Annotated in this window: 17 protein-coding genes and 1 pseudogene; 10 read left to right on the top strand and 8 right to left on the bottom strand. The window is 59.9% G+C overall.

Annotated features, from left to right (window positions below):
• Positions 1–8: 8 nt before the first annotated feature.
• Positions 9–788, bottom strand: coding sequence for a peptidoglycan-binding protein (locus VRB54_RS00090; RefSeq protein ID WP_338479063.1), 780 nt, complete (start codon positions 786–788; stop codon positions 9–11).
• A gap of 135 nt (positions 789–923) precedes the next feature.
• Here VRB54_RS00090 and def point away from each other — a divergent pair.
• From def to VRB54_RS00065, 5 genes and pseudogenes are all read left to right on the top strand, one after another.
• Positions 924–1,429 (top strand): annotated as a pseudogene (gene def / locus VRB54_RS00085) (peptide deformylase).
• Between the two features lie 68 nt (positions 1,430–1,497).
• Positions 1,498–2,451 carry a methionyl-tRNA formyltransferase gene (gene fmt / locus VRB54_RS00080; protein WP_338479062.1) on the top strand — a complete coding sequence of 318 codons (954 nt, stop codon included), beginning with the start codon at positions 1,498–1,500 and terminating at the stop codon, positions 2,449–2,451.
• Entirely contained in the window at positions 2,448–3,758 is a 1,311-nt protein-coding gene (rsmB, locus tag VRB54_RS00075) for a 16S rRNA (cytosine(967)-C(5))-methyltransferase RsmB (protein ID WP_338479061.1), read from the top strand. The genes fmt and rsmB overlap by 4 nt, the downstream gene beginning before the upstream one ends.
• A gap of 22 nt (positions 3,759–3,780) precedes the next feature.
• A complete protein-coding gene (gene trkA, locus VRB54_RS00070) occupies positions 3,781–5,154 on the top strand; it encodes a Trk system potassium transporter TrkA (protein ID WP_338479060.1) in 1,374 nt (457 codons plus the stop codon).
• An 18-nt stretch (positions 5,155–5,172) separates the two neighbouring features.
• Positions 5,173–5,484, top strand: a complete 312-nt coding sequence (locus VRB54_RS00065; protein WP_209986705.1) for a hypothetical protein — start codon at positions 5,173–5,175, stop codon at positions 5,482–5,484.
• Positions 5,485–5,605: 121 nt separating this feature from the next.
• Here VRB54_RS00065 and VRB54_RS00060 read toward each other — a convergent pair whose 3' ends face one another.
• A complete protein-coding gene (locus VRB54_RS00060) occupies positions 5,606–6,493 on the bottom strand; it encodes a lysophospholipid acyltransferase (RefSeq protein ID WP_338479059.1) in 888 nt (295 codons plus the stop codon).
• A gap of 40 nt (positions 6,494–6,533) precedes the next feature.
• Positions 6,534–7,091, bottom strand: coding sequence for a DNA-3-methyladenine glycosylase I (locus VRB54_RS00055; protein ID WP_338479058.1), 558 nt, complete (start codon positions 7,089–7,091; stop codon positions 6,534–6,536).
• Positions 7,092–7,172: 81 nt separating this feature from the next.
• Here VRB54_RS00055 and glyQ point away from each other — a divergent pair, with 81 nt between their 5' ends.
• The 4 genes from glyQ to VRB54_RS00035 all read left to right on the top strand — a co-directional run bounded on the left by glyQ (position 7,173) and on the right by VRB54_RS00035 (position 11,572).
• Complete coding sequence (gene glyQ, locus VRB54_RS00050; protein ID WP_003187265.1) at positions 7,173–8,126, top strand: glycine--tRNA ligase subunit alpha; 954 nt, start codon at positions 7,173–7,175, stop codon at positions 8,124–8,126.
• Positions 8,123–10,177: a glycine--tRNA ligase subunit beta gene (gene glyS, locus VRB54_RS00045; protein ID WP_338479057.1), complete on the top strand. Its 2,055-nt coding sequence runs from the start codon at positions 8,123–8,125 to the stop codon at positions 10,175–10,177. Before glyQ ends, glyS begins: the two co-directional genes overlap by 4 nt.
• Positions 10,177–10,716 (top strand): D-glycero-beta-D-manno-heptose 1,7-bisphosphate 7-phosphatase, encoded by a 540-nt coding sequence (gene gmhB / locus VRB54_RS00040; RefSeq protein ID WP_173670281.1) that lies wholly within the window; start codon positions 10,177–10,179, stop codon positions 10,714–10,716. The genes glyS and gmhB overlap by 1 nt, the downstream gene beginning before the upstream one ends.
• 85 nt (positions 10,717–10,801) lie before the next feature.
• Positions 10,802–11,572 carry a lysophospholipid acyltransferase family protein gene (locus VRB54_RS00035; RefSeq protein ID WP_338479056.1) on the top strand — a complete coding sequence of 257 codons (771 nt, stop codon included), beginning with the start codon at positions 10,802–10,804 and terminating at the stop codon, positions 11,570–11,572.
• A 178-nt stretch (positions 11,573–11,750) separates the two neighbouring features.
• Here VRB54_RS00035 and VRB54_RS00030 read toward each other — a convergent pair whose 3' ends face one another.
• Entirely contained in the window at positions 11,751–13,376 is a 1,626-nt protein-coding gene (locus tag VRB54_RS00030) for a HAMP domain-containing sensor histidine kinase (protein WP_338481156.1), read from the bottom strand.
• A 398-nt stretch (positions 13,377–13,774) separates the two neighbouring features.
• On the opposite strand from VRB54_RS00030, the gene VRB54_RS00025 reads away from it, so the two are divergent.
• A complete protein-coding gene (locus VRB54_RS00025) occupies positions 13,775–14,497 on the top strand; it encodes a response regulator transcription factor (protein ID WP_338481155.1) in 723 nt (240 codons plus the stop codon).
• Between the two features lie 98 nt (positions 14,498–14,595).
• Here VRB54_RS00025 and gyrB read toward each other — a convergent pair whose 3' ends face one another.
• The 4 genes from gyrB to dnaA are packed head-to-tail and all read right to left on the bottom strand — an operon-like array spanning position 14,596 to position 20,807.
• Positions 14,596–17,013 (bottom strand): DNA topoisomerase (ATP-hydrolyzing) subunit B, encoded by a 2,418-nt coding sequence (gene gyrB, locus VRB54_RS00020; protein WP_338479055.1) that lies wholly within the window; start codon positions 17,011–17,013, stop codon positions 14,596–14,598.
• A 4-nt stretch (positions 17,014–17,017) separates the two neighbouring features.
• The gene (recF, locus tag VRB54_RS00015; RefSeq protein ID WP_338479054.1) at positions 17,018–18,121 is read right to left on the bottom strand and encodes a DNA replication/repair protein RecF; all 1,104 of its coding nucleotides are present in this window, start codon (positions 18,119–18,121) and stop codon (positions 17,018–17,020) included.
• 20 nt (positions 18,122–18,141) lie between these two features.
• The gene (gene dnaN / locus VRB54_RS00010; protein ID WP_338479053.1) at positions 18,142–19,245 is read right to left on the bottom strand and encodes a DNA polymerase III subunit beta; all 1,104 of its coding nucleotides are present in this window, start codon (positions 19,243–19,245) and stop codon (positions 18,142–18,144) included.
• A 38-nt stretch (positions 19,246–19,283) separates the two neighbouring features.
• Positions 19,284–20,807 (bottom strand): chromosomal replication initiator protein DnaA, encoded by a 1,524-nt coding sequence (gene dnaA / locus VRB54_RS00005; protein WP_338479052.1) that lies wholly within the window; start codon positions 20,805–20,807, stop codon positions 19,284–19,286.
• Position 20,808: the final 1 nt, after the last annotated feature.

Raw genomic sequence — 20,808 nt, 5'->3', positions numbered from 1 at the left:
TTAGCAACCTACTTATTGTGTTTGACGGCTGTCTCAAAACGGTCCTGTACGGCCAGCGGTTGGGAGGCCTTGAGCACCAGGCCGTAGCTGAGTTTTTCGTAAGTGCGAAACACCAGCAGGGTGCCGGCGCGTGCATCAGGAAGGGTCACCAACGCGCCGGTAAGAACGTCGCGCACGCTGGCGCCGGTTTTGATCACGCTGAGCACCTGGCCTTCGACCAGGCCGTCCCGGCGCCCCTTGTTCAGGGTCACGGCGTCGAGTACGCCGATCTGGGTCACGCCCTTGGGGATATCGATGATCGTGCCTTCGATGAAAGGCCCAGGCTGCGCGGCGTCCAGGCGTTCCAGCGCAATCGGTGACGGTGCGCGGAGCAGGCGGTCGCCAGGACGTATCTCCTGGGTGATCCGCTGAACGGCAAGCGTGCTGAGGTCGCCGGCGGTGATGAACCGCGCAGTGCCGATGTCGTCGGCGTTGACGCCCAACAGCTCCTGGGTTCGAGGATCGGTGTAGGCCTTGCCGCGTCGGAATATTCCGTAAATGGGCTGGGAGGGGTCCAGGTTGCCTCTGGCATGCACGCGTTCATCGTTGGCGCCCAGCACACGGCCGGCGCCCGCCGCGATGATGTAGGGTGCGTTGTCCAGGTCCTGGGGTGAGTCGAAAATGCGGTTGTGCAACAAAAAGCGCTGGATGGCCTGTTGCGTGGTGTGATCCAGGCGTGGGCCTGGCGGGGGGATCAGGGCTGTGGCAAACGGGGCCCAGAGCAGCAAGACGAGTAGCGATTTCCTCATGGGGTGAATCTCCTTTATTATGTGCGTTCGCGTGAAACGTCAGCGCCTTCGCGGCTTTCGAACGTTTCACACCGGCTGCCTGGGTCCATCCCACCGCCGATTTGCCTCTACCTCACATGTGCAGCAATTACGCTTATGGCTATTTTGAACATCCTCGAATTTCCCGACTCGCGCCTGCGCACGATCGCCAAGCCGGTGGCCGTAGTGGACGACAAGGTTCGTCAGTTGGTCGATGACATGTTTGAAACAATGTATGAAGCGCCGGGCATCGGTCTCGCCGCGACCCAGGTCAATGTTCACCTGCGCGTGGTGGTCATGGACCTGTCCGAAGACCGCAGCGAACCGAAGGTGTACATCAACCCCGAGTTCGAGCCGCTGACCGACGAGATGGGCGAGTACCAGGAAGGCTGCCTGTCGGTGCCGGAGTTCTACGAGAGCGTCGAGCGCCCGCTGCGCGTGAAGATCAAGGCCCTGGACCGCGACGGCAAACCCTTCGAGCTGATTGCCGAAGGCCTGTTGGCGGTGTGCATCCAGCACGAATGCGACCACCTCAACGGCAAGCTGTTTGTCGATTATCTGTCCACGCTCAAGCGTGATCGGATCAAGAAGAAGCTGGAAAAAAGCATCGCCAGCAAGCTTGATGCCTCCTTCCAAAGGCTTGCTGCGGCAAGCCTTTTTCTTTTGTGACTGTTTTTAACCGAGACCTCCCATGACCGAGCCACTGCGCATTGTTTTTGCCGGTACACCCGAATTTGCCGCCGAACACTTGAAGGCGCTGCTTGCCAGCCCTCACGCGATTGTCGCGGTGTACACCCAGCCGGATCGCCCGGCCGGTCGCGGGCAAAAACTGATGCCGAGCCCGGTCAAGCAACTGGCACTTGAGCACAACATTCCCGTGCTGCAACCGCCGACTTTGCGCAACGCCGAGGCCCAGGCCGAACTGGCCGCGCTCAAGCCCGACCTGCTGGTGGTCGTGGCCTACGGCCTGATCCTGCCGCAGGCAGTGCTGGATATCCCACGCCTGGGCTGCATCAACAGCCACGCGTCGCTGCTGCCACGCTGGCGCGGTGCGGCGCCGATCCAGCGCGCGGTAGAAGCCGGTGACAGCGAAAGCGGCGTCACCGTGATGCGCATGGAGGCAGGCCTGGACACCGGCCCGATGCTGCTCAAGGTCACCACCCCGATCACCGGCGAAGACACCGGTGGCAGCCTGCACGACCGCCTGGCCGAACTGGGCCCGCCCGCCGTGATCCAGGCTATCGTCGGCCTCGCCGATGGCACCCTGCAAGGCGACGTGCAGGACGACAGCCTGGCCACCTACGCCCACAAGCTGAACAAAGACGAAGCGCGCATCGACTGGAGCCGCCCGGCCGTGGAACTGGAGCGCCTGGTGCGTGCGTTCAACCCGTGGCCGATCTGCCACAGCACATTGAACGGCGAAGCTTTGAAAGTGCTGGCCGCTACCCTGGCCGAAGGCGAGGGCGCGCCGGGTGAAATCATCGGCGCCAGCAAGGACGGTCTGGTGGTCGCGTGCGGTGAGCAGGCGCTGTGCCTGAACCGTCTGCAACTGCCCGGTGGCAAGGCGCTGAACTTCAGTGATCTGTTCAACAGCCGCCGTGAGAAGTTTTCCCTGGGCACCCTCCTTGGGGTGGCCGCGCAATGAACCCACGTCTGGCCGCCGCCAAGGCCCTGGCCGCTGTGCTCAACGGCAAGGCTTCGCTGAACAGTTCTCTGCCGCCCCAGTTGGACAAGGTGGAAGACCGCGACCGCGGCTTCACCCAGGACCTGGCCTTTGGCACCGCCCGCTGGCAGCCGCGTTTGTCGGCGTTGGCGGCCAGGCTACTGCAAAAGCCGTTCAAGGCCGCCGATGCGGACGTGGAGGCGTTGTTGTTGGTGGGCCTTTATCAACTGCTGTACACCCGTGTGCCGGCCCACGCCGCCATCGGCGAAACCGTCGGTTGCGCCGACAAGCTGAAAAAACCATGGGCCAAGGCGCTGCTCAACGCCGTGCTGCGCCGCGCCCAGCGTGAAAGCGAAACGCTGCTGGCCGAGCTTGAGCACGATCCGGTGGTGCGCACCGCCCACCCGCGCTGGCTGCAAAAATCCCTCAAGGCGTTCTGGCCCGAGCACTGGGAAGCCATTTGCGCCGCCAACAATGCACACCCGCCGATGATCCTGCGGGTTAACCGTCGCCATCACAGCCGTGACGCCTATTTGCAGTTGCTGACCGATGCCGGCATTGCAGCCGCCGCCTGCGTGTACAGCATCGATGGCATCGTGCTCGAAGCGGCTGCCGATGTACGCAGCCTGCCGGGCTTCGCCGAAGGCTGGATCAGCGTGCAGGACGAAGCCGCGCAACTGGCCGCCGACCTGCTCGACCTCGCCCCCGGCCAACGCGTGCTCGACGCCTGTTGCGCCCCCGGCGGCAAGACCTGTCACATCCTGGAAGTTGAAAAGGACCTGGCCGGCGTCGTCGCAGTGGACCTCGAAGCCAAGCGCCTGGTGCGCGTGCGGGAAAACCTCGCGCGTCTGGGCCTGAGCGCCGAGCTGATCGCCGCCGATGGCCGTGACACCGCCACCTGGTGGGACGGCAAGCCCTTCCAGCGCATCCTGCTCGACGCGCCATGCTCGGCCACCGGTGTGATCCGCCGTCACCCGGATATCAAGCTCACCCGACAAGCTGACGACATTGCTGCCCTGGCCGTGCTGCAAGGCCAATTGCTCGACGCGCTGTGGCCGACCCTGGAAGTGGGCGGCATTCTGCTCTACGCCACATGCTCCACGCTGCCGACCGAAAACACCGAAGTCATCCAGGCCTTCCTCGCGCGCACCAGCGGTGCGCGCGAGCTGGACCTGGCCACCACGGCCGGCATCAAGCAGCCCCACGGCCGTCAACTGCTCGCGCAGGAAGGCGGACACGATGGCTTCTACTACGCCAAACTGATCAAGATCGCCGCCGCGCGCGGCTGAACGGTTTTAAGGGAGTGACCGGATGAAAATCATCATCCTCGGGGCAGGACAGGTGGGTGGCAGCCTGGCCGAACATTTGGCCAGCGAAGCCAACGACATTACCGTGGTCGACACCGATGCCGAGCGCCTGCGCAACCTCGGCGACCGCCTGGACATTCGCACGGTGCAAGGGCGTGCGTCGTTCCCGACGGTGCTGCGTCAGGCCGGTGCCGACGATGCCGACATGCTCGTGGCTGTGACTAACAGCGACGAAACCAATATGGTCGCCTGCCAGGTCGCCCACACCCTGTTCCACACGCCAACCAAGATCGCCCGCGTGCGCGAAGCGGCCTACCTGACCCGCGCCGGCCTGTTCGACAATGACGCGATTCCGGTAGACGTGCTGATCAGTCCGGAACAGGTGGTCACCCACTACATCAAGCGCCTGATCGAAATTCCCGGAGCCCTGCAGGTGATCGACTTCGCCGGCGGCAAGGCGCAGCTGGTAGCCGTGAAGGCCTACTACGGCGGGCCGCTGGTCGGCCAACAACTGCGCCAGTTGCGCGAGCACATGCCCAATGTGGAAACCCGCGTGGCCGCGATCTTCCGCCGTGACCGACCGATCCTGCCTCAGGGCGACACGGTGATCGAGGCCGACGACGAGGTGTTTTTCATCGCGGCCAAGGCGAATATTCGTGCCGTGATGAGCGAAATGCGGCGGCTGGATGAGACCTACAAGCGCATCGTGATTGCCGGTGGCGGGCAGATCGGTGAGCGCCTGGCCGAGGCTATCGAGAGCCGCTACCAGGTCAAGATCATCGAGATGAGCCCCACACGCTGCCGGCATCTGTCCGACACCCTCGACAGCACCGTCGTGCTGCAAGGCAGCGCCTCGGACCGTGACCTGCTGATGGAAGAAAACATCGCCGACGCCGATATCTTCCTGGCGCTGACCAATGACGACGAGGCCAACATCATGTCTTCGCTGCTGGCCAAGCGGCTGGGCGCCAAGAAGGTGATGACCATCATCAACAACCCGGCGTATGTCGACCTGATTCAGGGCGGCGATATCGACATTGCGATCAGCCCGCAACTGGCAACCATTGGCACCTTGCTGGCCCATGTGCGCCGTGGCGACATCGTCAGCGTGCACTCCCTGCGCCGTGGCGCGGCGGAGGCCATCGAAGCGATTGCCCACGGTGATTCGAAGTCCAGCAAGGTGATCGGCAAGGCCATCCGCGATATCGGCCTGCCGCCGGGCACCACCATTGGCGCGATCATTCGCGACGAGGAAGTGCTGATTGCCCACGACGACACGGTGATTGCCAGCGGCGACCACGTCATCCTTTTCCTTGTGGATAAAAAACATATCCGTGACGTGGAGAAGTTGTTCCACGTGGGCTTGAGTTTTTTCTGATCGAACGGAGTGGCTGCGATGCTCGAATCCCTGGAAAAAATGCTGGCCAAGGGTGTGGATAATTCACTGCTGCGCTTTGGCTTGGGCAAGGGTTATCTGGACTTGAAGGACAACGCCAGAGCGGCGGAGCATTTGCACAAATGCGTCGAGTTCGATCCAAAGTATTCGGCGGCGTGGAAGTTGTTGGGCAAGGCCCATGCAGGCTTGGGCGATAGCGCTGCAGCGCGGCTGGCGTGGGAAAAGGGCATCGAAGCGGCCCAGGCCCATGGCGACAAGCAGGCCGAAAAAGAGATGACGGTGTTCCTGAAGAAACTCGACCGCCAGATTTAACCTGAACCCAATGTAGGAGGGGCTTGCTCCCGATAGCGGGGTGTCAGCCAATCTATGTGTAGCTGACAGACCGCCATCGGGAGCAAGCCCCCTCCCACACTGGTTTTGTACCTACCTTGAGTCAATACCAGCGCGCTTCACCCGGCGGGCGTTTCTTGAAGCGCTTCATGCTCCACATGTACTGGCTCGGGTAGGCGCCGACATAGCGCTCCACCACTTTGCTCATCGCCGCGCAGGACGTGGCGGTGTCGGTGCTGTACATGTCTTCGGGCGCCGCTTCCAGGATCACTTTGTAGCCCGAGCCATCCGGCAGGCGCAGGGCGTGCAGGAAAACGCCCACCGCTTTGTGGCCTGCCAGCATGTTCGGCACGAACTTGCTGGTCAGCGCCTGGGTGGCGAAGAACGGTACGAAAATCCCGGCCGATTCCGCCGGCTCAGGGTCCGCAGGGATGCCCACCTGGCCGCCTTTGCGCACTTCCTTGATCACGCTGAGAATGCCTTCCTTGGTCGACGCCGCGACGCGGTTGCCCAGCTGTACGCGCTGTTTGCGCAGCAGATCATCCACCGCCTTAAGCTTGGGCGGGCGGTAGAAAATGATCGGTTTGCACTGGCTGCAATAGAAGTGATTGAGCACTTCCCAGTTGCCCAGGTGGCTGGTAATGCCGACCACGCCTTTGCCCGAAGCCAGCGCCTGGTGCAGCACTTCCAGGCCCTCGACCTCCCGCACCAGGTCGATGGAGCGCTGCGCCGGCCAGATCCAGGCGCAGGCGCTTTCGGTGAGGGACTTGCCGATGTCCATGAGGCTGCGGCCCACCAGTTGCTCACGCTCGGCGGGGTCCATGGCCGGGAAGCACTTGGCGAGGTTGATCCGCACCGTCTCGCGGGAGCGGTTGGGGGTTTTCCACATGATCCAGCCAATGGCCGTGCCGACGGCCTGGACAGCGCGCCAGGGCAGCAGGGCAAACAATCGCAGAGCGCCTACCAGCAAGGCGCCTTTAAACTTTTCCACAGGTCACTCCTGATCGTGTGTGGTGCGCAAAGCCGGCATTCTAACCGGCGTTGGCCAGGTCCGCGTAACGGTCGCAGTCCACGGTGTGGTCCATAACCATTCCCGAGGCCTGCATGAACGCGTAGCAGATGGTCGGGCCGACAAAGGTGAAACCGGCTTTCTTCAAGGCTTTGCTCATGGCTTCGGCCTGCGGCGTAATCGCCGGGACCTCACCGCGGTCCTTGAAATGATTGACCTTGGGCGCGCCGCCGACAAACGACCACAACCACTGCACCGGGTCTTCCAGCGCCAGCCAGGCCGCGGCATTGCGGCGGGTGGCGTTGAGCTTGAGACGGTTGCGCACAATGCCCGGGTCGAGCATCAGCGCGTCGATTTCAGCATCGCTCAACTGGGCCAAGCGCTGCGCGTCAAAGCCGAACAACACCTTTCGGTAGTGCTCACGCTTGCGTAGAACAGTGATCCAGGACAGGCCCGCCTGGAACCCTTCGAGCAAAAGCAACTCGAACAAGCCCTGCGCATCGCGCAGCGGCGTTCCCCACTCCTGATCGTGATAAGCCATGTACAACGGATCTTCAGAACACCAAAAGCAGCGTGGCATAAGGCTCCAGGGGATGGTGGCGCGGCCGAATCGGGTATACTCCCGCTCTTTAAATCGCAGCCCAAGTAACAGGTGAATTTCGTGAGCCAGCCTACGCCAGCCGTGCGTACCTTCCAAGACTTGATCCTCGCCCTCCAGCAATACTGGGCCGAGCAAGGTTGTGTGGTACTTCAGCCCTACGATATGGAAGTAGGCGCCGGCACTTTCCACACCGCTACATTCCTGCGGGCCATCGGTCCGGAAACCTGGAACGCCGCTTATGTGCAGCCCAGTCGTCGCCCGACTGACGGCCGCTACGGCGAAAACCCGAACCGCCTGCAGCACTACTACCAGTTCCAGGTGGTATTGAAGCCGAACCCGGACAACTTTCAGGAACTGTACCTTGGCTCGCTCAAGCATGTGGGCCTGGACCCACTGGTGCACGACATCCGTTTCGTCGAAGACAACTGGGAGTCGCCAACCCTGGGCGCCTGGGGCCTGGGCTGGGAAGTCTGGCTCAACGGCATGGAAGTGACGCAGTTCACCTACTTCCAGCAAGCCGGCGGCATCGAATGCTACCCGGTCACCGGCGAAATCACCTACGGCCTTGAGCGCCTGGCCATGTACCTGCAAGGTGTGGATTCGGTCTACGACCTGGTCTGGGCTGACGGCCCGTTCGGCAAAGTCACCTACGGCGACGTGTTCCACCAGAACGAAGTGGAGCAATCCACCTACAACTTCGAACACGCCAACGTCGACAAGCTGTTCGAGCTGTTCGATTTCTATGAAAGCGAAGCCAAGCGCCTGATCGAACTCGACCAGCCGCTGCCGTTGCCAAGCTATGAAATGGTGTTGAAGGCCTCCCATACCTTCAACCTGCTGGACGCCCGCCGTGCCATCTCGGTGACCGCGCGCCAGCAATACATCCTGCGTGTGCGCACCCTGGCGCGTTCCGTCGCCCAAGCCTACCTGCTGGCTCGCGCCAAGCTGGGCTTCCCGATGGCAACCCCGGACCTGCGTGATGAAGTGTTGGCTAAGCTGGAGGCTGCACAATGAGTGCTCAAGATTTTTTGGTTGAACTGGGCACCGAAGAGCTGCCACCCAAGGCGCTCAATACCCTGGCCGATGCGTTCCTGGCCGGTATCGAGAAAGGCCTGCAAAGCGCCGGCCTGAAGTTTGAAGCGAAGAAGGTCTACGCCGCGCCGCGCCGTCTGGCCGTGTTGCTGACCGCGCTGGAAACCCAGCAGCCGGACCGTAGCATCAACCTTGACGGCCCGCCGCGTCAGGCGGCTTTCGATGCTGAAGGCAATCCGACCCAAGCTGCCCTTGGGTTTGCCAAGAAGTGTGGCGTCGAGCTGAGCGAGATCGACCAGAGCGGCCCGAAACTGCGGTTCAGCCAGGTGATCACCGGCAAGCCGACCGCCAGCCTGTTGCCGACCATCGTTGAAGATTCCCTGAATGACCTGCCGATTCCCAAGCGCATGCGCTGGGGGGCGCGCAAGGAAGAGTTCGTGCGCCCAACCCAGTGGCTGGTGATGCTGCTCGGTGACCAGGTCATCGACTGCACTATCCTCGCCCAGAAGGCCGGTCGCGACTCCCGTGGTCACCGTTTCCATCATCCGCAAAGCGTGCGCATCACCGCGCCGACCAACTACGCCGCCGACCTGCGCGCCGCCTACGTGCTGGCCGATGCCAATGAGCGTCGCGAGCTGATCAGCAAGCGCACCGAAGAGCTGGCCCGCCTGCAGGAAGGCACCGCCATCGTGCCGCCAGGCCTGCTCGACGAAGTGACCGCGCTGGTGGAATGGCCGGTGCCGCTGGTGTGCTCGTTCGAGGAACGTTTCCTCGATGTGCCACAGGAAGCGCTGATCACCACCATGCAGGACAACCAGAAGTACTTCTGCCTGCTGGATGCGGACGGCAAATTGCTGCCGCGCTTTATCACCGTGGCCAACATCGAAAGCACCGACCCGCAGCAGATTATCGCCGGCAACGAGAAAGTCGTCCGCCCGCGCCTGACCGACGCCGAGTTCTTCTTCAAGCAAGACAAGAAGCAGAAGCTTGAAGACTTCAACCTGCGCCTGCAAAACGTGGTGTTCCAGGAAAAACTCGGCAGCGTCTACGACAAGGCCGTGCGCGTTTCCAAGCTGGCGGCCTACATAGCCCAGCGCATTGGCGGCGATGCGGCCTGGGCGGCACGTGCCGGCCTGCTGTCCAAGTGCGACCTGGCCACCGAGATGGTCGGCGAGTTCCCTGAGATGCAAGGCGTGGCGGGCTACTACTACGCCCTCAATGACGGCGAGCCTGACGATGTGGCGCTGGCGCTGAACGAGCAGTACATGCCGCGCGGTGCGGGCGCCGAGCTGCCGACTACTCTCACCGGTGCAGCCGTGGCCATCGCCGACAAGCTGGACACGCTCGTCGGTATCTTCGGCATCGGCATGCTACCCACCGGCAGCAAAGACCCGTACGCCCTGCGCCGTGCCGCCCTGGGCGTGCTGCGTATCCTGATCGACAAGAAGCTGGACCTCGACCTGACTCAGGCCGTGGTGTTTGCGGTCGGCCAGTTCGGGGCCAAGGTCAAGCAGGCTGGTCTGGCCGAGCAAGTGCTGGAGTTCGTGTTCGACCGCCTGCGTGCGCGTTACGAAGACGAAGGCGTGGACGTTTCCGTGTACCTGTCGGTGCGTGCCCTTCAACCAGGTTCGGCACTGGACTTCGATCAGCGTGTACAAGCCGTACAGGCCTTCCGCAAGTTGCCCGAAGCCAATGCCCTGGCCGCCGTGAACAAGCGTGTGTCCAATCTACTGGGCAAGGCCGACAACCTCGGCACCGCCGAAGTCGACCCGGGCCTTTTTGCCGATGCCAAGGAGTTCTCGCTGAACTCGGCCATCGCCAAGGCAGAAAACGCGGTGAAGCCGCTGATCGCCGAACGCAACTACGCCGAAGCGCTTGCGCGTCTGGCTACCCTGCGTGAGCCGGTGGATGCGTTCTTCGAAGCGGTGATGATCAATGCCGAAGATGCCGGCGTGCGGAAAAACCGCTACGCCATGCTAGCGCGTCTGCGTGGCCTGTTTATCAACATCGCTGACATTTCCGTACTGGGCTGATCATGTTGAAACTGCTGATTCTCGATCGGGACGGGGTGATCAATTACGACTCCGACGCTTACATCAAGTCGGTGGCGGAATGGATACCACTGCCCGGCTCGATCGAGGCCATCGCGCAGTTGAGCAAGGCCGGCTGGACGGTGGCAATCGCCACCAACCAGTCCGGCATCGCCCGCGGCTATTACGACATTGCTACCCTGGACGCCATGCACGCGCGCTTGCGCACGTTGGTGGCCGAGCAGGGCGGTGAGGTGGGGTTGGTGGTGTACTGCCCCCACGGGCCGGACGAGGGCTGCGATTGCCGCAAACCCAAGCCTGGCATGTTGAAAATCATTGCAGAACATTACAAGGTACCGTTGGCTGGGATATGGTTCGTCGGGGACAGCCTCGGTGACTTGGAGGCGGCCAAGGCCGTCGACTCTCAGCCAGTTTTGGTGAAGACCGGGAAAGGCGAAAAGACCCAGGCGAAAAACCTGCCGGTAGGCACCTTGATTTTTGACGATCTGGCGGCGGTTGCCGCAGAACTTATCAACAACTAGCAGCAGCCCTCGACTTCCTGGCCAAGGACTGTTCGGGAGTGCGCTTTAAACAGGCGGGCCGTGTCCCGCAACGGTAAATGCCGCCATGTCGATTTTGCAGGCCATCAGAACCTTTTTCTTTTACCTGCTGTTGGGCACCAGTTCATTTCTCTGGTGCACCCTGAGCTTTTTCATCGCGCCTTTCCTGCCATTCAAGGCGCGCTACCGCTTCATCAACGTGTATTGGTGCCGCTGCGCGTTGTGGCTGTCCAAGGTGTTCCTGAACATCCGTTTCGAGGTCAAGGGCGCAGAGAATGTGCCGGATCAGCCTTGCGTGATTCTGTCGAACCACCAGAGCACCTGGGAGACTTTCTTCCTGTCGGCGTACTTCTCGCCGTTAAGTCAGGTGCTCAAGCGTGAGTTGCTCTACGTACCGTTCTTTGGGTGGGCGATGGCCATGCTGCGTCCGATCGCCATCGACCGCGACAATCCCAAGGCTGCGCTCAAGCATGTGGCCAAAAAAGGTGATGAGCTGCTCAAGGACGGTGTGTGGGTGCTGATCTTCCCCGAAGGCACTCGCGTGCCCTATGGCACCGTGGGCAAATTTTCACGGGGTGGTACCGCGCTGGCGGTCAATGCCAACCTGCCGGTGTTGCCGATTGCGCATAACGCCGGCAAGTTCTGGCCGAAGACCGGCTGGGCCAAACGCCCAGGCATCATCACTGTAGTGATCGGTGAACCGATGTATGCCGAAGGCGAGGGCCCGCGTGCCATTGCGGCGCTGAATGAGCGTGCGCAGGCGTGGAACCAGGCACAACAGAGGGCAATGGGTTCGTTGCCACCCGAGCCCATGGTGGTGGATACGCCGGTGATATGAGGTTCTGTGGATAACCTGTGTACGGTTTGTTGGCTAATCGGCTTTTTATGCTTATAAATATCTGATTTATATGCATATTTCATTAGCCAATAAAAAAGCAAAAAACGTGCATAAGTTTTTTCGGTATTAAAAAACCGGTCCTTGTGACCGGTTTTTTATGCACAGGGCAAAAGCTGCCTCAGCAGTCATCCAGCAGGGGAAGTCGCAGACTGAAGGTAGTGCCTTTGCCAACGGTACTTTCGCAACTGATATGCCCTTTATGCCGTTCAACGACCGCCCTGACCATGGTCAGTCCCAAACCGAGGCCCTCACTGCCCTGAGCGGACTCGAAGCGCCGGTACTGGCTGAACAGCTCAGGCAGATCTTCAGCCGCGATACCTGCACCCTGATCGCTGATATGACATTCCAGCCAGCCCCGAGTGCTGCTGTGGCGCAATCTTACGGTGGTGCCGGAAGGAGAATATTTGATCGCGTTCTCCAGCACGTTGAACAACGCCCGGGTAAGCAGCGATTGATCGGCCGACACCATGCCGTCGTCAGCCTCGTCCAGGTCATGGAGCAGATGGATGCCCTTGAGTTGAGCGATCACCGCCACTTGATCGAACGCATCCATCACCAGCATCGCGAACAGGGTCGGCTGGAAGTGATAACCATCGGCCTCGGCTTTGGCTAACTGAACAAATGACTCAGTGAGGTTCAGGGCCCGTCGCACCTGTTGCTCGATCTGGGCGAATACCGGGGAATCGCCGCTGTGTATATCCAGCAGCGCAAGAATCGCTGAATGGGGCGCACGCAGGTCATGGGAGAGGAAACGCAGCATGGTTTCCCGGTGCTGCTGGGCATCGCGCTCTTTGCTCAGGTCGGTCAGGCTCAGCAACCAGCCCAGGGCGACATCACCTTCTGCAGGTAGCAAAGGCGCAATCTCCATGCGCAAGCTGCGTTGGTGGATATCGCGAAACTCAACGAGCTCCAGCGCTGAGAGGGCAGGGCGCACGCCATTGTGCAGGGGCGGGTAACCCAAGTCTGCCAGTTGCTCCAGCAAGTTGTGACTGACCAGCTCATTGCCGAATACCTCGCGGGCAATACGGTTGGCCAGCAGGATGTTGCCGCGCGGATCAGTAATCAGCGTCGCGACTGGAAGACACTCCAGGTCATCGGCCATGAAGCGGCGCGTGTCACGCGTACGGCTGACGGCCTGCTCGAGCGCAAAGATCCGTCCCTGCAACACATCCCCTTTATTGGCAGGCGCACGGCGGCGTTCCGGCAGCACTTTGGGCTCGTCATCCAGGCGCGCCAGCTCCCAGCCGAAATAGGCGAGCACCGCACTCAAGCGGCGCCAATTCCAGATCAGGTAGCTGAGCAGCAATCCAATCAGGCAGGCGGCAGGCGACCACCAATGGCTGCCGCGCAACAGCGCCAGTGAGCCGAACACTGCAGCAGCCATGCAACCCAGCGTCATCCACGATGCGTAGCGCGGCCGATAAAGCAACAGACCGAGCAGCAAGGCAACGAGCATGGTCGACATCAGCGCCGCCAGCCAACCGGGTACCTGCGCAATATCGCGCCCACGCATCAAACCACCGAGTACGTCAGCCTGGGTCTTGATGTCGGCAGAGGACAGCGCGGTGAGCCTGCGAAGGCCGTCATACAATGGATTGTCGAGGGCAAGGAATGGGTTAAGGGAAAGATAGGCGGTGACAGGCAATAACAGCAACCCTATCCACAACCACTCGCGAACCAGGCCGTTGAACAAACGTTGGGCGTGGGTGGGTTGGCGCTTTTCCGGCTGGCCCCATAGCTTCATCGGTTGGCCACCGCAAGCCGGCACATAGGTGCCAGGCGTGTGATAAAGGATGTCATAGACCTCGATTTCTCCTTCCAGGCCATGCTCGTCGCAAGCCAACAAATGCGCGTGATTTGAACCCAGTGAAACTTATTTCGAGTTTACTGGATAGCTATTCGAGACGGGCTTATCGAACCCTCCCGATAATGTGTCGGCCTAGCCTTTTACTTGCCAGCGGTAGTCGGTATCTTTCCTACATACGCTCGAGGATGTAGTCCTTGAAGCAGCGTATCGCCAGAAGCGAAGGGCCGTTGAATCTGACCACAATTATTCAGATTCAACGACCGGCATCTGCGCAGTATGTGCCCCTGTTTGGATGGGCCGTCAGTTGCCGTATTTCTCGTGAAGGGACCCACACCATGCGTGTCGCGATATTGGATGACGAACCCGCTGAGCTGCGCCGGGTGGAACAGACACTGCGACAAATCCCCCGTACAGCGGACCAGCCGTGGTCTGTGCATTGCTTCGAGCGGGGAGAAGACCTGCTGCGCCAACTGCGTCGGGAAAACTTCGATCTGTTGATACTCGACTGGCAATTGCCCGATATTACCGGTATCGCACTGCTGCGCTGGACTCGTGAACACATGGAATCACCGCCTGCGGTAATCATGCTTACCAGCCGCGATGCCGAGAGCGATATCGTCGCCGCACTTAACAGCGGTGCCGATGACTACCTGAGCAAGCCCTTTCGCCCCAATGAGCTTAAAGCACGAGTCACCGCCGTGCTGCGCCGCCATGGCCTGCAAAAATCAGCAACGCCTGAAGTGCAAAGCTTTAACGACCTGACCTTCGACGACGCCGAACTCACCGTGACCCGCGCGGGTAAGCCTATCAACCTGACAGAGCGCGAGTACCGGCTGGCCAGCTGTCTGTTCGCTAATCTGGCCCGACCGTTATCCCGCGAATATCTGTATGAGCGATTCTGGACTCATGAAGAGATGGTGTCGTCACGGCCATTGGACACACACATCTATCGCCTGAGAAACAAGTTGGGGCTGACGGCTGATCGCGGATGGCAGCTGTTGACTATCTATGGGTATGGGTATCGGTTGGAGAGTGTTGGCGTGGTGTCAGAAGTGTAAAGAGAAATGGAGATGTTCCACGTGGAGCATTTGGTAAGACGGGATAAATAAAAAAGGCCAACGCTGAGCGTTGGCCTTTTTTGTACGGGTTTGCCTGATCAGAAATCCAGGTTGGAAACCGCCAGAGCATTGCTCTCGATGAAGTCACGACGAGGCTCAACCGCATCACCCATCAGGGTGTTGAAGATCTGATCCGCGCCAATGGCATCCTCGATGGTTACGCGCAGCATGCGACGTTGAGCCGGGTCCATGGTGGTTTCCCACAATTGATCCGGGTTCATCTCGCCCAGACCTTTGTAGCGCTGGATGGTATGGCGCTTGGTGCTCTCGGTCATCAACCAATCCAGAGCTTCCTTGAACTCCTTGACCGCTTTTTTGCGTTCGCCACGCTGAATATAAGCGCCGTCGTCCAGCAAGGTGCTCAGTTGCGCGCCCAGGGTAACCACAGTTTTGTAGTCGTTGCTGCCGAAGAAATCGCGGTTGAACGTGACGTAGTTCGACAAGCCGTGGGAGATCAGTTCGACCTCAGGCAGCCAGACGTTACGTTCACGGTCCTCACGCAAGCTGGCCTTGTACACAAGGCCAGATTTTTCGACGGTGCGCAGGCGAACTTCGTACTGCGCCAACCAGGCTTGCATGTGTGCGTGATCGCCCAGCTGTTCGAGGCTGACCGATGGCAGGTAGATGAAGTGCTCGGTCAGCTCCTGAGGGTACAGGCGCGACAAGCGCTTGAGCGTCTTCATCACCATGCGGAAGTCGTTTACCAGGCGCTCCAGCGACTCACCGGAGATGCCCGGCGCTTCGTCGTTCAAGTGCAGGCTCGCATCTTCCAGGGCCGACTGCGTCATGTACTCTTCCATGGCGTCGTCGTCTTTGATGTATTGCTCTTGCTTGCCCTTCTTGACCTTGTACAACGGCGGCTGGGCGATGTAGATGTAGCCACGCTCGATCAGCTCCGGCAACTGACGGAAGAAGAAGGTCAGCAGCAAGGTACGGATGTGCGAACCGTCGACGTCGGCATCGGTCATGATGATGATGTTGTGGTAGCGCAGCTTGTCGATGTTGTATTCGTCGCGGCCAATACCGCAACCCAGCGCCGTGATCAGGGTGCCGACTTCCTGGGAGGAAATCATCTTGTCGAAGCGCGCCTTCTCGACGTTGAGGATCTTGCCCTTCAACGGCAGGATGGCCTGGGTGCGACGGTTACGACCCTGCTTGGCGGAACCGCCAGCAGAGTCACCTTCCACCAGATAAAGCTCGGAGAGGGCAGGGTCCTTCTCTTGGCAGTCCGCCAGTTTGCCGGGCAGACCGGCGATATCCAGTGCGCCTTTGCGACGGGTCATCTCACGGGCTTTACGCGCCGCTTCACGGGCACGCGCAGCGTCGATCATCTTGCCGACAACCAGCTTGGCCTCGTTCGGGTTTTCCAGCAGGAAATCGGAGAAGTACTTGCCCATCTCCTGTTCCACGGCGGTCTTCACTTCGGAAGACACCAGCTTGTCTTTGGTCTGGGAACTGAACTTGGGGTCCGGTACTTTTACCGAGATGATTGCAGTCAGGCCTTCACGCGCATCGTCGCCAGTGGTGGCGACTTTATGCTTCTTGGCCAAACCTTCAGCTTCGATATAGGTGTTGAGGTTACGCGTCAGTGCGGACCGGAAACCCACTAGGTGAGTACCGCCATCGCGCTGTGGAATGTTGTTGGTGAAGCACAACAGGTTCTCATTGAAACTGTCGTTCCACTGCAGGGCGATTTCCACGCCGATGCCGTCTTCGCGCTGGATGTTGAAGTGGAATACCTGGTTGACCGCAGTCTTGTTGGTGTTCAGGTATTCAACGAATGCACGCAGGCCGCCTTCGTACTTGAACAGCTCTTCCTTGCCGCTGCGCTCATCCTTGAGGACGATACCTACACCGGAGTTCAAGAACGACAGCTCGCGAATCCGCTTGACCAGGATGTCCCAGCTGAAATGGATGTTTTTAAAGGTTTCATCAGACGGCTTGAAGTGGATCTGCGTACCCGTGGTCTCACTGTCGCCAACGATTTTCATCGGTTCCTGTGGAACACCATGGACGTAGGTCTGCTCCCAGATTTTGCCACTGCGGCGAACCGTGAGGATCAACTCTTCGGACAGCGCGTTCACTACCGAAACGCCTACACCGTGCAAACCGCCGGAAACCTTATACGAGTTGTCGTCGAACTTACCGCCGGCGTGGAGCACAGTCATGATGACCTCGGCTGCCGATACGCCTTCTTCTTTATGCACATCTACCGGAATACCGCGACCGTTGTCGCGCACCGTGATGGATTCATCCGGGTGGATGATGATGCTGATATCGTCGCAGTGACCGGCCAGAGCCTCGTCGATGGAGTTGTCGACCACCTCGAACACCATGTGGTGCAAACCGCTGCCATCATCGGTGTCGCCAATGTACATACCGGGACGTTTGCGTACGGCATCCAAACCTTTCAGCACTTTGATGCTGGTCGAGTCGTACGTTCTTTCTTCGCTCATGCCTTCACTCCCGATGGTCGTGGGTCTGGGTGATACGGCCTTGTTCCACGTGGAACAAAGCGACTGGCGTTTCCGTCTGCCAGCCTTCCCTCAATAATTCGTGGTCTACACAGGTGATAAACACCTGGCAGCGTAAGTCTTCCAACAAGCGGCATAACGCGCGGCGATGTTGCTCGTCGAGTTCGGACGGCAAGTCATCCACCAGATAAATACACTGCCCGCGTCGGGCCTGGCTGACCAGGTGCCCCTGAGCGATACGCAGTGCGCACACCACCAATTTCTGCTGACCCCGCGACAGTATGTCTGCGGCATTGTGTGCACCTAATCTAAGGCGCAAATCAGCGCGTTGCGGGCCGGCCTGGGTATGGCCAATTTGCTGATCACGTTGCAGGGACGTTGTGAGCACTGCACTCAGCTCGCGCTCTTTGTCCCAACCACGGTAGTAGCTCAGCGTCAGCCCCTCGAGGTCCAGCAACTCACTCAAGGTCTGTTCAAAGACTGGTTTCAAGGCTTTGATGTAGGCGCGGCGGTACTCATCAATTTCGTCGCTGGCCAGGCACAGTTCCCGGTCCCAGGCCGCTTGCGAAGCGGCGTCAAGTGTACCATGCCGCAGCCATGAGTTCCGCTGCCGCAGGGCCTTCTGCAGGCGCTGCCACGTGGCCATAAAACGTGGTTCCACGTGGAACACTCCCCAATCGAGGAACTGTCGGCGGATTTTCGGCGCGCCCTCCAATAAGCGGAAGCTGTCAGGATTGATCAATTGCAATGGCAGAATTTCCGCAAGTTGCGCGGCACTGCGTGCATTCTGCCCGTCGATGCGAATCTGGAAGTCACCGCCCCGATCACGGGAGATCCCCAAGGCGCTGTGTCCACCTTCCGCTAATTCAACCTGGCCAAATACGGTGCACGCCAATTGCTCGTATTGGATAACCGGCAGCAGGCGAGCACTGCGAAAGGAACGGGCAAGCCCCAGCAAGTGGATGGCTTCCAGCACGCTGGTTTTGCCACTGCCGTTGGCGCCATGAAGGATATTGATGCGAGGGGAGGGAGAGAAGGTCACCGGGTGCAGATTGCGCACCGCGGTGACCGAGACGCGACTGAGGGACATCTAGCTTGCGCTGAGCATGATTACAGACGCATCGGCATAACAACGTAAGCCGAGTCGTCGTTATCGGATTCTTGTACCAGGGCGCTGCTGTTGGAGTCTGACAGGATCAGGCGAACCTGTTCAGTAGTCATTACACCCAACACGTCCAGCAGGTAGCTCACGTTGAAACCGATCTCGAGCGAGCCACCGTTGTAGTCAACGCCCACTTCCTCTTCCGCTTCTTCCTGCTCCGGGTTATTCGCCTGGATCTTCAATTGACCGTTGGCCAACTGCAGGCGGATGCCGCGGTACTTCTCGTTCGACAGAATCGCCGTGCGGCTGAAGGCTTCACGCAGGGCCTGACGGTCACCGAGTACCAGCTTGTCACCACCCTTAGGCAATACACGTTCGTAGTCCGGGAACTTGCCGTCGACCAGCTTGGAGGTAAAGGTGAATTCACCCGTGGTGGCACGGATATGGTGCTGACCGAGAACGATGCTGACGATACCGTCCGGCTCAGTCAGCAGGCGCGCCAACTCCAGGATACCTTTACGCGGCACGATCACCTGGTGGCGATCCGGCTGACCGATATCGGCACGCATCGAGCACATTGCCAGGCGGTGTCCGTCGGTGGCCACGGCGCGGATGATACCTTCCGATACTTCCAGCAGCATGCCGTTGAGGTAGTAACGCACGTCCTGCTGAGCCATGGCGAAGCTGGTGCGTTCGATCAAACGACGCAGCTTGCTCTGCTCCAGGCTGCAGGTCAGCGAGCCCGGGCCTTCTTCCACGGTCGGGAAGTCATTGGCTGGCAACGTCGACAGTGTGAAGCGGCTGCGGCCGACCTTGACCACCAGCTTCTGCTCATCGACCTTGATATCGATCAGCGCATCGTTCGGCAGGCTTTTGCAGATGTCCATCAGCTTGCGTGCCGGCACGGTGATCTCGCCAGGTTCGGCAGGCTCTTCGAGCTGCACGCGCCCAACCAGTTCGACTTCCAGGTCGGTACCGGTCAGGGACAATTGCTGGCCTTCGACCACCAGCAATACGTTGGAGAGCACCGGCAAGGTCTGTCGGCGCTCGACGACGCCTGCGACCAGTTGCAGGGGTTTCAACAGGGCTTCGCGTTGAATGGTGAAATGCATGGTCTAGTCCCTTGCCTTAATAAGCTGCGCTGGTGACATCACGTCGTGAGCGTACGCAGCAGGTTCTTGTAGTCCTCGCGAATATCCGCGTCGGATTCCTTAAGTTCATTAATCTTTCGGCAGGCGTGCAGGACGGTCGTGTGGTCGCGGCCGCCAAACACATCACCGATTTCCGGCAGACTATGGTTGGTCAACTCCTTGGAGAGGGCCATGGCCACCTGACGCGGGCGCGCCACAGAGCGCGAACGGCGCTTGGACAGCAGATCGGAAATCTTGATCTTGTAGTATTCGGCCACGGTGCGCTGGATGTTATCCACACTCACCAGTTTGTCCTGCAGTGCCAACAGGTCTTTCAGGGATTCGCGGATCAGCTCGATGGTGATATCGCGGCCCATGAAGTGCGAGTGCGCGATGACCCGCTTGAGCGCGCCTTCGAGTTCACGCACGTTGGAGCGGATACGCTGGGCGATGAAGAACGCCGCATCGTGGGGCAGATCAACTTTGGCCTGATCGGCCTTTTTCATCAGGATCGCCACACGGGTTTCCAGCTCCGGAGGCTCAACTGCAACGGTCAGGCCCCAGCCAAAGCGCGACTTCAAGCGTTCTTCCAGACCTTCGATTTCCTTCGGATAACGGTCGCTGGTCAGGATGACCTGCTGGTCGCCTTCGAGCAGGGCGTTGAAGGTGTGGAAAAACTCCTCCTGTGAACGTTCCTTGCGCGCAAAGAATTGAATGTCATCGATCAGCAAGGCATCCACGGAGCGATAGAAGCGCTTGAACTCGTTGATTGCGTTGAGCTGCAGGGCTTTGACCATATCAGCCACAAAGCGCTCCGAGTGCAGGTATACAACTTTGGCATTCGGGTTCTTCTTTAACAGATGGTTGCCCACTGCATGCATCAAGTGGGTCTTACCCAAGCCAACTCCACCATACAGAAAGAGCGGGTTATAGCCGTGCTTGGGGTTATCCGCAACCTGCCAGGCGGCCGCGCGGGCCAGCTGGTTGGACTTGCCTTCAACGAAGTTCTCGAAGGTGAAGGTACGGTTGAGGTAGCTGGTGTGCTTGAGCGCACCTTCGACCTGCACGGTGCGCTGTTCGGCACGTACCGGCGCTTGCTGGGACGCGGCGCCAGCCATCGGGTCGAAGCTGTCGCGGGACGGCTCTTCATTTATAGGCGCATTTTTTTGCGACGCGGGTTTTGAAGACGCCTGAGCAACAACCGGTGCTGCCGAGTTATTAACAGGGGCCGCGGCGGCCTGGGCATGCGAGGCACTCGCCGCGAGCGGAGCATTCGGCGCAGCACGAGGTACAGAGCTGCGTTTGCTGCCTATTAATAAGGAGAGCACGGGCGCGATACCGTTGCCGTGTTCGTCGAGCAGCTCGAGCACGCGGCCCAGGTATTTTTCGTTGACCCAGTCGAGAACAAAACGATTAGGCGCGTAGACACGCAACTCGTCGCCTTCGGCTTCGACCTGTAGTGGACGGATCCAGGTGTTGAATTGCTGGGCAGGCAGCTCTTCGCGCAAAAGCTCTACGCACTGCTGCCAAAGTTCCACTGACACG

It is taken from the genome of Pseudomonas trivialis (genome assembly GCF_036864995.1).
Lineage (GTDB): Bacteria > Pseudomonadota > Gammaproteobacteria > Pseudomonadales > Pseudomonadaceae > Aquipseudomonas > Aquipseudomonas trivialis.
Note: the sequence above shows the minus strand (reverse complement) of the source record. Positions and strands in the feature narration are given on the sequence as shown.